Origin of the sequence: Actinomadura formosensis NBRC 14204 (genome assembly GCF_001552155.1) — a bacterium.
Classification (GTDB): Bacteria; Actinomycetota; Actinomycetes; order Streptosporangiales; family Streptosporangiaceae; genus Spirillospora; species Spirillospora formosensis.
The window spans coordinates 65958-78732 of sequence record NZ_BCQQ01000014.1; the positions used below are offsets into that span (position 1 = coordinate 65958).

Consider the following 12775-nt stretch of genomic DNA (forward strand, 5'->3'; position numbering starts at 1 on the left):
GAACGTGGAGATCGACTCTCCTGCGAGTTGTGACGGTCGCCCGGTCAACGGATCATCCGCTCAGAAGGCGGACGGGACGGCGCGATAGCCGGCCTCGCCGACGGCCGTGACCAGCGTGTCGACGGACGCGACCCGCGGGTCGTGGTCGATCTCGATCCTGCCGGTGGTGAAGTGCACCTTGGCGGCGGTGACGCCCGGCGTGCGGAGCAGCCGCTTCTCGATCTTCGCGACGCACGAGGGGCAGCTGAATTCGCCGCTGCGCAGCAGCGTCCGTCGTGTGCTGGTCTGAGCGCTCATGACGCGTCCCTTCCCGGTTCTTCGATCGGCCGCGGAACCTGTGATCAGGTCGGCGCCGTCGACGGTAGGGAAGCGCGCCGGGAACGAACATGACGCGCGTCAAGCTGCCGCGTATTCACCCGGACACCCCCCCGGAATTCGGCTGATGAGCGGTTGATTGACGCACGTCATGGTGGGTGCGTCCGCGGCTTCCTAGCTTCCTCGTCGAGGATCGGCCACCGGCCGTGTGCACAGGGAGATGGGACATGAAAAAGGTACGTTCACGGTTCGTCATCGGGACCTCCGGGATCGCGGCGCTCGCGTTGGCGGGGGGTGCCTACCTGATCAGCGACGGGAACGCCGGGAAGACCGAGGGGAAGGCCGAGGGGCGGCAGGTGGCCGCCACCGAACACGCGGGCCGGACCGAGCCGGTCACCCAGCCGCTGCGGGACGAGCACAAGGAACTGCTGCCCCACATCGAGGAGCTGCGCGCCGCCGGCGACGCCGTCGGCAACGCGCAGTGGAAGGAACTGCGGACCAAGACCACCGCGGCCCACGAGTTCCTGGCCGGGCATCTGGTGCCGCACGCGCAGGCCGAGGACAAGGTGCTGTACGCGGAGATCGACCGGTTGCTCGGCAACGTGCCGGTGACCGCGACGATGCGCCGCGACCACGTGGAGGTCGTGAAGCTGACCGATGAACTGGAAGCCCTGAACAAGCAGCTCACGCAGCCGCCGAGCGCGCAGGCCCAGCGGGAGCTGCGCCGCGTGCTCTACGGCTCCTACACGCTGGTCAAACTGCACTTCGCCAAGGAGGAGGAGGTCTATCTGCCCCTCCTCGACCAGCGCCTCACCGCCGAACAGGCGCAGCAACTGTTCGACCGAATGGAACAGGAGGGCGACCACGGCGGCGGGCACGAGTAGGCGAGGACGCGGCTGAGAGAACGGCCGGGCACGCCGGGGCGCCCCGGCCGGACTTCGGCGCGGGCCGCCCCGGCTGAGCGCACTCTTCCCGCGCGGCTAGGGCAGGTGGGCGGCCGGGATGCGCGGGGACGGCCGGGGAAGGCCGTGGGACGCCAGAATCCGGTGCAGGCGGTCGGGGTAGTCGGTGACCACCGCGTCCACGCCGTAGCCGATGAAGCGGGTCATGTCCTCCGGGGTGTTGACCGTCCAGACGGCGACCGGGAGGGCGAAGGCGTGGGCCTCCTCGACGAGGGCGGGGGTGGTGATGGCGTGTTCGGGCGAGAGGATCGTCGCGCCGGCGGCCAGCGCGGCGGTCACCGGGTTCTCCGGTGAGCGACCCGCCGGCCAGGCCGTGCCGGGGACGAGGGTCGCGCGTTCGATCAGGGCGACCCGGTCGAACAACGGATAGTGGCGCCGGGCCTCGGCCAGGACGCGCCAGTCGAAGGCCAGGAGGCGGGCTCTCCGGGTCAGCCCGTGGGACGCCAGGACGTCCACCACGGCGGCCGTGAAGAGTTCGACCTCCTCGTCCGTCCAGGAGGGGTCGGTCTTGAGTTCGACGGCGAGTTTCACGTCCGAGGGGGCGAGCAGGGCGCACGCCTCGGCCAGCGTGGGGATCCGGGCGCCGGGCACGGGCGCCCGGTGGCCGAGGCCCGCGTCCACCGTGCGGATCTGGGCGAGCGTCAGCTCACGGATCGCCTTGCCCACGTAGGGGAAATCGGGGTCGTCGGGTTGGGCCGGGCCGGTGTCGGTGAGGTTCATCGGCGACAGGACCTGATCGTGGTTCAGGACGACCGTGCCGTCGGAGGTGAGGCCCACATCCAGTTCGATCACGTCGACGCCGAGGCCGAGGGCGTGGGCGAAACCGGGAAGGGTGTTCTCCGGACGGAGGCCGCGCGCGCCCCGGTGTCCGTGCACCTCGACGGTAGGGATCACCGCACGCACGCTACCGCCCGTGACCGGCCGCGCGGTGAACGATGTCAGACAAGGGAGCGAAGTGAGAGCGTCTGGTCGCGGCCGGGGCCGACGCCGATGGCGGAGATCTGCGCGCCGGACATCTCCTCCAGCGCCCGGACGTACGCCTGCGCGTTGTGCGGCAGGTCCTCGAACGTCTTGGCGCCGGTGATGTCCTCCTGCCAGCCGTCCAGGTACTCAAGGACGGGCTTGGCGTGGTGGAATTCGGTCTGCGTCGTGGGCAGCTCGTCCATCCGCTCGCCGTCGACCTCGTAGGCGACGCACACCGGGACCCGCTCCAGCCCGGACAGGACGTCCAGCTTGGTGAGGAAGTAGTCCGTGATGCCGTTGACGCGGGTGGCGTAGCGGGCGATGACCGCGTCGAACCAGCCGCAGCGCCGGTCGCGTCCCGTGGTGACGCCGTACTCGCCGCCGGTCTTGCGCAGGTACTCGCCCTGCTCGTCCAGCAGTTCGGTGGGGAACGGCCCGGAGCCCACGCGGGTCGTGTACGCCTTCAGGATGCCGATCACGCGGTTGATCTTCGTGGGGCCGATGCCGGAGCCCGCGCACGCGCCGCCGGCGGTGGGGCTGGACGACGTCACGAACGGGTAGGTGCCGTGGTCGATGTCCAGCAGCGTGCCCTGGGCGCCCTCCAGCAGAACGACCTTGCCGTCGTCCAGCGCCTTGTTGAGCACCAGCGTGGTGTCGGCGATGAACGGCTTCAGGCGTTCGCCGTAGGTCACGTACTCCTGGACGATCGGGCCCGTCTCGATGCGGCGCCGGTTGTAGACCTTCGTCAGGACCTGGTTCTTCTCGCGCAGCGCCAGGTCGAGCTTCTGGGTGAGGATGTTCGGGTCGAACAGGTCCTGGACGCGGATGCCCATCCGGTTGATCTTGTCGGCGTAGGTGGGGCCGATGCCGCGCCCGGTGGTGCCGATCCGGGCCTTGCCGAGGTAGCGCTCGGTGACCTTGTCGAGGGCTCGGTGGTGCGGCATGATCAGATGCGCGTTCGCCGAGATCAGCAGCCGCTCGCACGAGATGCCGCGCTCCCGCAGGCCGTCGATCTCCTGCAGCAGGACGGCCGGGTCGATCACCACGCCGTTGCCGATGACCGGGATGACGTCGGGCGACAGCACCCCGGACGGCAGCAGGTGCAGCGCGTAGCTCTTGTCGCCGATGACCACGGTGTGGCCGGCGTTGTTGCCGCCCTGGTAGCGGACGACGTAGTCGACCTCTCCGCCGAGCAGGTCTGTTGCCTTGCCCTTGCCCTCATCCCCCCACTGGGCACCGACAAGAACGATGGCAGGCATGCCATTTCCCTTCCCACGACGAAGGCCCCGGTCGCCGCAAGGGCGAAGGGGCCTCTTGCGATCAAAGCGTACCCGCCTCCGCGAGCGGAGGAAAACCGCAGGTATGTTCTGAACTTTGCACGCAATCGCGACGCTTGAGGTTGCGTGGCGACTCATGCTCCCTGGTACGCGGTCAGTTCGCCAGTGCGTCGGCCGCGGCGGGGCTGCTGTCGCGGAGGAACGCCCTGCAGCGTTCGGCCTCCTCGTCCTCGCCGATCGCGGCGGCGGCGCGGCCGAGGGCGTGCAGGGCGCGCAGGAAGCCGCGGTTGGCCTCGTGCTCCCACGGGATGGGCCCATGCCCCTTCCAGCCGGCCCGGCGCAACTGGTCCAGGCCGCGGTGGTAGCCGGTGCGGGCGAACGCGTAGGAGTCGATGACGCTGCCGCCCGCGAAGGCGCGGTCGGCCAGTTCCGCCCACGCGGCCGGGTAGTCCGGGTGGCGTGCGGCGACCTCGAACGGATCGACGCCGTTCTCCAGGGCCGTCCGGGCCTCGCTGTTGTCCGGCAGTTCGGTCGGAGGAGGGCCGCCGAGCAGGTTCTGGGTCATGCGGGTCATCGTAGGCGGGCTTGTCCGATCCCCGGCAACCCGGCCGAGGTCAGGCTCCGGACAGGACGGGGATGGGGAGGGGCAGGGTGAAGTGGGCCGCGCCGCCGTCGCGGGTGGAGCGGGCGGCGGGCCAGCCGTGCCGGACGAACAGCAGGGCCCCGTGGTTGGTGAGGACGATGTCGGCGTCGAACTCGGTGATGCCGCGCCGTCCGGCGAGTTGGGACAGGTAGGCGATCAGAACGCTGCCGAGGCCGCGACGCTGCCACGGGTCGGTGACGAGGACGGCGACCTCGGCGCGCCCGGGGCGTTTCGGGTCGCGGACGTATTCGGCGATGCCGACGAGCTCGTCGCCGTCCAGCCCGACCATGGCCTCGCGGTCCCAGTGGTCGAGGCGGTCGAGCAGGCCGACGTAGTACTCGGGGATGCGGGGCGTCCCGGAGAAGAAGCGCGTGTAGAGGCTGGCGGCCGACAGCCGGTCCGACATCCGGCGCAGGCGGTCCCGGTCGGCGAAGCCGTACGGGCGGATCCGGATGTCGTCGATATGGGCGGCGCTGCGCACATCGAGTTGTGTCATGCAACTCATTGGACCGCAGAAGGTTGTGTGAAGCAACTCATAAAGGAGTCAGGCGCCGGGGCCGGGGCGCGGTTCCACATCGGCCGGGCCGAGGGGCGCGCCGCAGGAATCGCAGGTGAGCCGGGGTGTCAGCGTCCCGTCGCAGCCCCGGTGACCGATGATCAGAGGCGGCCCTTCGGGCGCGTAATGGCGGTCGCCCCACATCAGCAGGGTCATGACCGCCGGCCACAGTTCGACGCCCTTGCGGGTGAGGCGGTACTCGAAGCGCTCCGGGCGCCGCTGGTACGGGACGCGCCGCATGATGCCCTCGGCGCACAGCCGGTTCAGGCGGTCGGTGAGGACGTTGCGGGCCACGCCGAGGGCGTCCTGGAAGTCGTCGAAGCGCCGCACGCCCTGGAAGGCGCTGCGGATCACCAGCATCGTCCACCGGTCGCCGACGACCTCCAGCGAGCGGGCGACCGAACAGTTCTGCGACTCGTAAGTGCGGGGCAGTGCCACGTCTCCGACCCTATCCGGGTTTCATGAAAAAACCCGGCCCCGGGGACGGCGTTCCCCGGGGCCGGTCGCGGCGGGCCGCCGCTAGAGCTTCTTGCCGGCGGACCGGAGGTTCTCGGCGGCCTCGACGATGCGGGCGGCCATCGCGGCCTCGGCGGCCTTGCCCCACGAGCGCGGGTCGTACTGCTTCTTGTTGCCGACCTCGCCGTCCACCTTCAGGACGCCGTCGTAGTTGCGGAACATGTGGTCCGCGACCGGACGGGTGAACGCGTACTGGGTGTCGGTGTCGATGTTCATCTTGATGACGCCGTAGGAGACGGCCTCGCGGATCTCCTCCAGCGTGGAGCCGGAGCCGCCGTGGAACACCAGGTCGAACGGCTTGTCCTTGCCGTGCTTGGCGCCGACCGCGTCCTGGATCTCCTTGAGCACCTCGGGACGCAGCTTGACCGAGCCCGGCTTGTAGACGCCGTGCACGTTGCCGAACGTCGCGGCCAGGATGTAGCGGCCCTTCTCGCCCACGCCGACGGCCTCGGCGGTCGCGAGCGCGTCACCCGGCGTCGTGTACAGCTTCTCGTTGATCTCGTTGGCGACGCCGTCCTCCTCGCCGCCGACGACGCCGATCTCCATCTCCATGATGATCCGGGCCTTGGCGCACTCGTCCAGCAGCTCGGCGGCGATCTCCAGGTTCTCGGTCAGCTCGACGGCGGACCCGTCCCACATGTGCGACTGGAACAGCGGCTCCTCGCCGCGCGCCACCCGCTCCTGGGAGATCTTGATCAGCGGACGCATGAAGCCGTCCAGCTTGTCCTTCGGGCAGTGGTCGGTGTGCAGGGCGATGTTCACCGGGTACTTGGCGGCCACGACCCGGGCGTACTCGGCGAGCGCGGTCGCACCCGTGACCATGTCCTTCACGGTGGAGCCGGACAGGTACTCGGCTCCACCGGTGGACACCTGCACGATCCCGTCGCTCTCGGCCTCCGCGAAGCCGCGCAGCGCGGCGTTCAGCGTCTGGCTGGACGTCACGTTGATCGCGGGGAAGGCGAAGCCGTCCTGCTTCGCACGGTCGAGCATCTCCGCGTAGACCTCGGGCGTTGCGATGGGCATTGTCAGCGTCCTTTCATACGCAGCGGTGCCGCCGGGCGACTGGGCCGGGCGGTGGCTCCCCGGTCCGGTACCCAGGGGAGTGCCCAGGTCACGCGGTTTCCGGGTCGGGCATGCCGTCCACCACCAGTATCCCGCGTATGCGGAGTGAGATGAAAGGTACGCTCGCCGTGTGGATCTCACGACCCTTCCTCTAAGCATCACCGAGTGGCTGCACCCGACCGCGTGGCTGCAGCTCTTCGGCACGTTCGCGACGATCGGCGTGCTCGCCATCATCTTCGCGGAGACCGGACTGCTGTTCGGCTGCATCCTCCCGGGCGACTCGCTGCTCTTCACGGCGGGGATCCTCACGGCGGTCTCGACCGTCAACGGGCAGGAGTTCCAGCCCCTGTCGCTGCCCTGGCTGCTCATCGGCGGCCCGATCGCGGCGATCGCCGGCGCCCAGCTCGGACACCTCCTCGGCGCCAGATACGGCCGCAAGCTGTTCGACCGGCCGGACTCCCGCATCTTCAAGCAGGAGTGGGTGGAGAAGGCCGAGTACTACTTCAACCGCTTCGGCCCCGCCAAGGCGGTGGTGCTGGCCCGGTTCATCCCGATCGTCCGGACGTTCCTGAACCCGCTCGCCGGGATGCTCGGCATGGACCCGCGCAAATTCTTCGTCTGGAACGCCATCGGCGGCATCGTCTGGACGGACGCGCTGTTCCTGCTGGGCCACTTCCTCGGTTCCGAGGTGCCCGACGTGGAGCGGTACATCCTTCCCGGCGTCGCGGTCATCCTGATTCTCTCCGTGATCCCGATCATCCGGGAGGTGATGAAGGGCCGTAAATCGGACCGTGGTCCGAATAAGAATGGTCCCGAAGAGTCACGTCCGTCGCTCAGCGGCGACAGTTATCGCTAACCTCCCCATGTGGGACGTCATCGGTCGGACCCTAGGGGTCTCGCGCGCATACTGATCGCGGCATTGGCCGTGGTGGCCGCCTTGGCCCTCCTCGTCGTGGGCGGCATGGCTCTGGTCAACGCGATCTCGGGCGAACCCGAAAAGAAGGGGCCTGCGACGCTCGCCTCCCCGTCGGGCGGCGGCAGGGCGTCCCCGAGCGAGAGCAGCGCCAAGACCTCGCCCTCGGTCGCCGTGCCGCTGGTGATCCGCGTGACCGGCCAGCCCACGACCGTGGTCGTGCGCGTCGCGGACGCCGGCGGCAAGGTGCTCACCAACGGAACGCTCAACACCGGGGAGACACTCCAGTACAAGGAGTCGCCCCTCCAGGTCGCCGCCGGCAACGGCGGCTCCCTGAAGGTCGTCATCTACGGCGAGGTGCAGCCGCAGAAGCCCGCCGGGCTGCGCGCCCAGTGGTTCGTGAAGGCCAAGAGCTGACCGAGTCCCGCTCAGTCCAGGCCCAGATCCGCCACGTCGTACGGGTGGCGGTAGACGAGCCCCTCCTCGGCGATCCGGGCGGCCGCGCCGCGCTCCAGGATCGTCGCGACCGCCACGACCTCCGCGCCCGCCTCCCGCAGCGCCTCCACCGCCGTGAGGACGGACCCGCCCGTCGTGGAGGTGTCCTCGACGGCGAGGACACGACGGCCCTCGACGTCCGGGCCCTCGATCCGCCGTTGCAGCCCGTGCGCCTTGCCCGCCTTGCGGACGACGAACGCGTCCAGTGTCCGCCCGCGCGCCGCCGCCGCGTGCAGCATCGCCGTCGCCACCGGGTCGGCGCCGAGCGTGAGCCCGCCGACGGCGTCGTAGTCGAGGTCGGCGGTCTCGTCCAGCATGACCCGCCCCACCAGCGGCGCCGCGGCCCCGTCCAGCGTCACCCGGCGCAGGTCCACATACCAGGACGCCCGCTTGCCCGACGACAGCACGAAGTCGCCGTGCACCACGGCCTTGTCCTTGATCTTCTGCAGCAGCTCGTCACGATCGCTCACGCTCAGAGCCTATTGACCCGGTGCGCGTGTCCCGTCGCCGCCGTGTAGGTTCGCGGCGTGACACCCGGAAGCGTCGTCCTGCTGCACGCCCCGAACACCACCGCGGACTCCTGGGGCGAGCTGCCCCGGATGCTCCGCTCGTACGGCCTGGACGTGCTGGCGCCGGACGTCCCGGACGAGACCGGTACCCGCTACATCGCCCGCGCCTCGCTGGCCATCACCGCGAACGACCCCGCCGCGCCGCTCGTCCTCGTCGCGCGCGGCGCCGCCGGCCCGCTCCTGCCGGGCATCGCCCTCGCCCAGCGCGCCGCCCACCGTCCCATCGGCGGCTTCGTGTTCGTCGACGCCGACCTGCCGCGCCGCGGCGGACATGACCACGCCGCCCCGCAGAACGACCTCCCCATGGCCCCAGATTGGCCGGAGGCGCCCTGCGGCTACCTCCGCACACATCCGGACGGTGCCGCCTCGTCCGAGCGCGATGAGGCCGTCAGAGAGGCTCGCCTACGCGGCTGGCCCGTCGCCGAACACGAACCCCCCGCGCCCGTAGCCCAATCCCTGCACGAACTGATCACCCACCTGTAGCCCCTCAGCCACCCCCCGCGCGCATGCCCGGCGCCCCAGCGGCGCCATGCGCACCCGTCACAGTCCCGACAGCGTGAGAACAGCCCCTCGGCCGTGACGGGGGTTCCAGGGGGCGCCCCCTGGGTTGGCTACGCGTTCTTGAGGAGGTCGTCCAGGAGGGCGTCGTAGTCGTCCTCGCTGCGGCCCAGGTCGACTCGGGCGCGGTAGCGCAGGCGGAGGAGGGCCTCCAGGCTGTCTTCGGCGATGGCGACGTCGTCCGGGCCCGGAGTGAGGGAGTCGGCGTCAGGGGACGGGGCCTCGTCGGGGCCGCCGCCCATGCCGGTGCCGACGGCACGGTCACGGAGGGCGAGGACGACGTCGGCGCCGCTGGTCGCCCATTCGTGCGCGCCGGTCGCGTCGCCCTGGGCGTACAGCACCTCGGCGACGGCGCGGTACACCTCGGGGTCACGGGGACGGTCGGCGCGGATCTGCTCGACGAGCGCGCGGGCCTCGTCGGCGCGGCCCAGCTCGAACAGCGCGTCGGCGAGATAGGCGCGCGGGTCGCCGTAGGTTTCGCCGCCGTCCTCCATGGCCTGGCGGTACAAATCAGCCGCCTTGGCGTGATCGCCTGCGTGCTGCCACTGCTCACCGGCGCGCAGCAGGACGTTGGCGCGTGACACCCCACCGGAGACCGAGTCGGCCAGCTCGGACAGCCGGCGGGCCGCCGAGATGTGATCGCCGGTGCGCAGGGTGTCGAACTCCAGATCGTCGAGATCGTCTTCCGTCACGTGCGTCACGCTTCAACGCTACCCGGCGGCGTGCGGCCGAAGCGGGCGAATCCCCGATGATCGTGGGATACCGCCGGGTGCCTGCCGGTTCACCTGCGGGAACGTTCGAGTGCGTCCCAGAAACCGCGGCGCAGCGCGTGTCGCACCTCGTCGTGCAGGAGGAAGTCGATGGGCAGTGAGGAGCCCTGCAGCAGCCGCGCCTCCAGGTCGGACGGCATGCGCGGTTTGCGGGCGAGGACGGCCTCCAGCCACAGCGCGGGCGCGTCCCGGGCGACGGATTCGCCGAAGTCCTGGCCCTCCTGGTGGGCGGATTTGACGGCGTCCGACAGCGTCGGGGTCTGCTGCGCCGGGACGGGTGACACCTGCTGCGGGCCGGTGTAGGGGCCCTGCTGGCCGCCGTGCCGGCCGCCCTGGTGTGACGGCAGCGTCTGCGGGGGGGACGGCGGGGACGGCGCCGGGACGGGCGACGAGCCGTACTGCGGCCCGGGGAGCGGCGGCAGCGGCGGTGTGGAGGAGGGCGCCTGTGCGGAGGAGGGGATGGGCTGGAGCGGGGGCTGCCGGCCGCCGGTGCCGTAGGACGATCCGGCGAGCCCGCCGCCGGTGCCGCCGGGCAGCGGCATCGGCCCGGTGCTCATCCCGGGGCCGGCCGAACCGGTGCTCATCCCGCCGGTCATGGCCGGGCCGAGGTCGCGGACGGACGACGGCGGCGGCCCGCTGACCGGGGACGCGGGCGGCGGTCCGCCGTGCGAGGTCGTCTGGAGCGGGCCGAGCGCGCCGCCGTGGCCGTTGGCGCTTCCGTGCCCGTTGGACAGGGGGCTCAGCCCGGTCGAGGAACCGGACGTCCCGTCCATGCCGGTGAGGAGGTTGACGTAGGGACGCAGTTGGCTGGAGTTGACCTCGATGAGGTCGTCGCACTCCTGCCGCAGCGTCCGGGAGATCGCCCGGTCGCCGTCGGCGGCGATGTGCAGGACCGTGACGCGGACGCCGAGGTCCTGGGCGTCGGTGACGACCTGCGCGAGGTCCTCGTCGCCGCTGATCAGGACGGCGTCGGCGAGCACGCCGTTGCGGGCCAGGGCCATGAGGTCGCGGTGGATCTCGGTGTCGACGCCCTCGCGGCGGCCGGGACGGGCGCGGCCGAGCCGCAGCTTGAGGCCGGGCAGGTCGGCGAGCGCGTCGTGCTCGGGCGACCGGCGGCCCTCGATCGTCGCCTCGTACCAGTAGCAGCGCAGCAGCGGCAGGCCGGTGCGGTCCTTGGCGAGGTCGCCGAGCAGTTTCAGGAGGCCGCCGAAGTCCCACGAGACCGTCTCGCGATGGCGCGTGCCGTGTACAGCCATGGCACCGTCCGCCAGCAGGTAGCCGGCGTCTACGAACAGCGCGCAGCGGTCCATGCGGCACCGTCCTTCCTCAATACGGGAGCTCACAGCGTGCCCACTCGGCGTAGCGGCACCGGGCGCCTATAGCGTAGTGAAGCCCCGCAGCCCAGTAAGCCCATACGGCGATTCGTCACTCTTTCATGACGACCCGCTCGTTGGCGACTCTTCGGTAACAAAGAGATGGAAGCCCTGGCGGGAACGGACGTCCGTATCACGTGATACCGGCGCAGCCCATCTCGGTGAGCTTGCCGTCGCCGTGCGGAGTCTCCCACCGGACGTTGCAGTCGCGTCCTGACAGTTCGACGGTGGCGATGGCGTTGGAGAACCAGGGGCCGTCGGTCATGCGCCAGCGAAGGGGCGGGACCGGCACCTTCGCCAGTTTCGCCAGCATCCGGAACGGGCCGCCCGCAGTCCGCGAAGAGGCGATGCGGTTCGCCCACCGGAACTTGCCCTGCAGGGGATTCCGCAGGGGCGAGCACACGATCTGAGAGATCTTCGACTGGGTGACGGGCGTGGTGACACGTGCCAGATACGAGTAGTGGATGTCGCCGGAGAGAAACGAAATGCTGGCCGGGGCGGGACCACGTTCCCCACGTCCGACGGAGACGACATCAGCGGCCACGTCGCGGAACGAGCGTTCGAACGCGGCCCAGTGCTCAAGGTCGGCGGCCTGCCGGATCTTCTCCCCGATCCCGGCACCACGCCTGCCCCAGGCGCCCTCGGCGACGGCCTCGTTCCAGGACTCGGCATGGTGGATCGCCGCAGGGAGCAGGTAGGGGAGAGAACTCGCGATGAGCAGGTGGTCCATGCCGCCCTGGCACTGACCGTCCAGCCACTGGAATTCTTCGTCGTCGAGCATGCCGCGGCGGTCCGCCGTGAGGAGCCGGGAGCATCGGCTGTCGACGACGATCAGGCGGGTGCCGCCCCAGTCGTGGGCGTAGCTCCAGCGCGTGCTGGCGGGCTCCTTGTCGGCCTTCTCCGCGAACTCGTCCAGGACGGCCCCGGCGTCGCCCGTCGTGTCGGACGCCTTCCGCAGCGCCTCGAAGAGGGGATCGGACGCCCGGTCCTGCGGCGACATGTTCCCGAGATGCTGGTAGATCCAGTACGACCCGATTCCGCCGGTGATGCGGGCCCGCCACCAGGGTTGTGACCACATTTTCTGACGCCAGGCGTAGGAGGTGTTCCAGTCGTCCCGGATGTCGTGGTCGTCGAAGATCGTGAAGGTGGGGACGGTCGACAGCAGCCACCGGACCGCCGGATCGCCGTGCCAGGCCAGCTTGTACAGGTGCGTGTAGTCCTCGAAGTCGGCGGCCTCGTCGGCGGGCGGCTCGCCCGGCCCGCGCCGTCCGCCGATGAACGCGCGCATCTCGTCGCTCAGTTCGTCGGCGTACACCTGGTCGCCGATCATGAGCAGGATGTCCGGCCAGGCGACGGCGTCGCCGCCCGTCCGGAGCCGTTCCGCGAACGCGGCGAGCGCGTCGTACCCGAACTCCTCCACCGTGCCCGGCGACCGGCGGCAGGACCCGAACGAGATCCGCAGGTCCCCGCCGTCGCCGAACGTCCTGATCTGGGACGGCGGGAACCCGTCGTCCTCGGGCCAGACGCTCTCGCCGTCGACCAGCACCTCGTACGGGATGCGCGACCCCGCCGCGAGCCCCTCGATCTCGACGAGCGCATAGTGATGGCCGTGCGCCGTGAACGTCCGCGCGGACGCGTCCACGCCGTGCTCCTCGTTGACGACCCGGACTTCGCCCGGCCGCTCCGTCTCCACCCAGATGGTCGCGGTGTGGTGACTCACGTGCCGGAGATGGGGCCCGAGTAGCAAAGCGCTCATAACCCGTCTCTCTAGCGGACCGGACCCCCTCGCGTCCACAGCGGGCC

General features: G+C 70.6%; 15 protein-coding genes. 4 read left to right on the forward strand and 11 right to left on the reverse strand.

The window, feature by feature from the left end:
* Positions 1 to 60: 60 nt before the first annotated feature.
* On the reverse strand, positions 61 to 297 hold the full coding sequence (locus AF1_RS05795; protein ID WP_067793954.1) for a heavy-metal-associated domain-containing protein: 237 nt from the start codon (positions 295 to 297) through the stop codon (positions 61 to 63).
* A 245-nt stretch (positions 298 to 542) separates the two neighbouring features.
* On the opposite strand from AF1_RS05795, the gene AF1_RS05800 reads away from it, so the two are divergent.
* Complete coding sequence (locus AF1_RS05800) at positions 543 to 1199, forward strand: hemerythrin domain-containing protein (RefSeq protein ID WP_067793955.1); 657 nt, start codon at positions 543 to 545, stop codon at positions 1197 to 1199.
* A gap of 96 nt (positions 1200 to 1295) precedes the next feature.
* Here the strand turns inward: AF1_RS05800 and AF1_RS05805 are convergent, their stop codons facing one another.
* From AF1_RS05805 to fbaA, 6 genes are all read right to left on the reverse strand, one after another.
* Positions 1296 to 2171, reverse strand: coding sequence for a glycerophosphodiester phosphodiesterase family protein (locus AF1_RS05805; protein WP_131732273.1), 876 nt, complete (start codon positions 2169 to 2171; stop codon positions 1296 to 1298).
* Positions 2172 to 2215: 44 nt separating this feature from the next.
* On the reverse strand, positions 2216 to 3499 hold the full coding sequence (locus AF1_RS05810) for an adenylosuccinate synthase (RefSeq protein WP_067793956.1): 1284 nt from the start codon (positions 3497 to 3499) through the stop codon (positions 2216 to 2218).
* Positions 3500 to 3671: 172 nt separating this feature from the next.
* Positions 3672 to 4091 (reverse strand): DUF3151 domain-containing protein, encoded by a 420-nt coding sequence (locus AF1_RS05815; protein WP_067793957.1) that lies wholly within the window; start codon positions 4089 to 4091, stop codon positions 3672 to 3674.
* 40 nt (positions 4092 to 4131) lie between these two features.
* Complete coding sequence (locus AF1_RS05820; RefSeq protein ID WP_242608550.1) at positions 4132 to 4656, reverse strand: GNAT family N-acetyltransferase; 525 nt, start codon at positions 4654 to 4656, stop codon at positions 4132 to 4134.
* Positions 4657 to 4704: 48 nt separating this feature from the next.
* The gene (locus AF1_RS05825) at positions 4705 to 5154 is read right to left on the reverse strand and encodes a winged helix-turn-helix transcriptional regulator (protein ID WP_067793959.1); all 450 of its coding nucleotides are present in this window, start codon (positions 5152 to 5154) and stop codon (positions 4705 to 4707) included.
* Positions 5155 to 5235: 81 nt separating this feature from the next.
* Complete coding sequence (gene fbaA / locus AF1_RS05830; protein WP_067793960.1) at positions 5236 to 6255, reverse strand: class II fructose-bisphosphate aldolase; 1020 nt, start codon at positions 6253 to 6255, stop codon at positions 5236 to 5238.
* Positions 6256 to 6424: 169 nt separating this feature from the next.
* Here fbaA and AF1_RS05835 point away from each other — a divergent pair, with 169 nt between their 5' ends.
* Together AF1_RS05835 and AF1_RS05840 are read left to right on the forward strand one after the other, a co-directional pair.
* Complete coding sequence (locus AF1_RS05835; RefSeq protein ID WP_067793961.1) at positions 6425 to 7150, forward strand: DedA family protein; 726 nt, start codon at positions 6425 to 6427, stop codon at positions 7148 to 7150.
* Positions 7151 to 7222: 72 nt separating this feature from the next.
* Positions 7223 to 7624, forward strand: coding sequence for a RodZ domain-containing protein (locus AF1_RS05840; RefSeq protein WP_242608549.1), 402 nt, complete (start codon positions 7223 to 7225; stop codon positions 7622 to 7624).
* 11 nt (positions 7625 to 7635) lie between these two features.
* On the opposite strand, the gene pyrE is transcribed toward AF1_RS05840, so the two are convergent.
* Positions 7636 to 8172 (reverse strand): orotate phosphoribosyltransferase, encoded by a 537-nt coding sequence (gene pyrE / locus AF1_RS05845; RefSeq protein ID WP_067793963.1) that lies wholly within the window; start codon positions 8170 to 8172, stop codon positions 7636 to 7638.
* Positions 8173 to 8229: 57 nt separating this feature from the next.
* Between pyrE and AF1_RS05850 the strand changes: the two genes are divergently transcribed.
* Positions 8230 to 8754: a hypothetical protein gene (locus tag AF1_RS05850; RefSeq protein WP_067793964.1), complete on the forward strand. Its 525-nt coding sequence runs from the start codon at positions 8230 to 8232 to the stop codon at positions 8752 to 8754.
* 128 nt (positions 8755 to 8882) lie between these two features.
* Here AF1_RS05850 and AF1_RS05855 read toward each other — a convergent pair whose 3' ends face one another.
* The 3 genes from AF1_RS05855 to AF1_RS05865 form a co-directional block, all read right to left on the reverse strand.
* Complete coding sequence (locus AF1_RS05855; protein WP_242608548.1) at positions 8883 to 9530, reverse strand: tetratricopeptide repeat protein; 648 nt, start codon at positions 9528 to 9530, stop codon at positions 8883 to 8885.
* A gap of 80 nt (positions 9531 to 9610) precedes the next feature.
* Positions 9611 to 10909, reverse strand: a complete 1299-nt coding sequence (locus AF1_RS05860; protein ID WP_067793965.1) for an NYN domain-containing protein — start codon at positions 10907 to 10909, stop codon at positions 9611 to 9613.
* Positions 10910 to 11105: 196 nt separating this feature from the next.
* The gene (locus tag AF1_RS05865; RefSeq protein WP_067793966.1) at positions 11106 to 12728 is read right to left on the reverse strand and encodes an alkaline phosphatase D family protein; all 1623 of its coding nucleotides are present in this window, start codon (positions 12726 to 12728) and stop codon (positions 11106 to 11108) included.
* Between the last annotated feature and the right edge of the window lie 47 nt (positions 12729 to 12775).

Excerpts from the sequence above, each read along its gene's own strand:
- AF1_RS05795 (WP_067793954.1), bottom strand. The coding sequence starts at position 297 with ATGAGCGCTCAGACCAGCACACGACGGACGCTGCTGCGCAGCGGCGAA.
- AF1_RS05800 (WP_067793955.1), top strand. The coding sequence starts at position 543 with ATGAAAAAGGTACGTTCACGGTTCGTCATCGGGACCTCCGGGATCGCG.
- AF1_RS05810 (WP_067793956.1), bottom strand. The coding sequence starts at position 3,499 with ATGCCTGCCATCGTTCTTGTCGGTGCCCAGTGGGGGGATGAGGGCAAG.
- AF1_RS05815 (WP_067793957.1), bottom strand. The coding sequence starts at position 4,091 with ATGACCCGCATGACCCAGAACCTGCTCGGCGGCCCTCCTCCGACCGAA.
- AF1_RS05820 (WP_242608550.1), bottom strand. The coding sequence starts at position 4,656 with ATGACACAACTCGATGTGCGCAGCGCCGCCCATATCGACGACATCCGG.
- fbaA (WP_067793960.1), bottom strand. The coding sequence starts at position 6,255 with ATGCCCATCGCAACGCCCGAGGTCTACGCGGAGATGCTCGACCGTGCG.
- AF1_RS05860 (WP_067793965.1), bottom strand. The coding sequence starts at position 10,909 with ATGGACCGCTGCGCGCTGTTCGTAGACGCCGGCTACCTGCTGGCGGAC.
- AF1_RS05865 (WP_067793966.1), bottom strand. The coding sequence starts at position 12,728 with ATGAGCGCTTTGCTACTCGGGCCCCATCTCCGGCACGTGAGTCACCAC.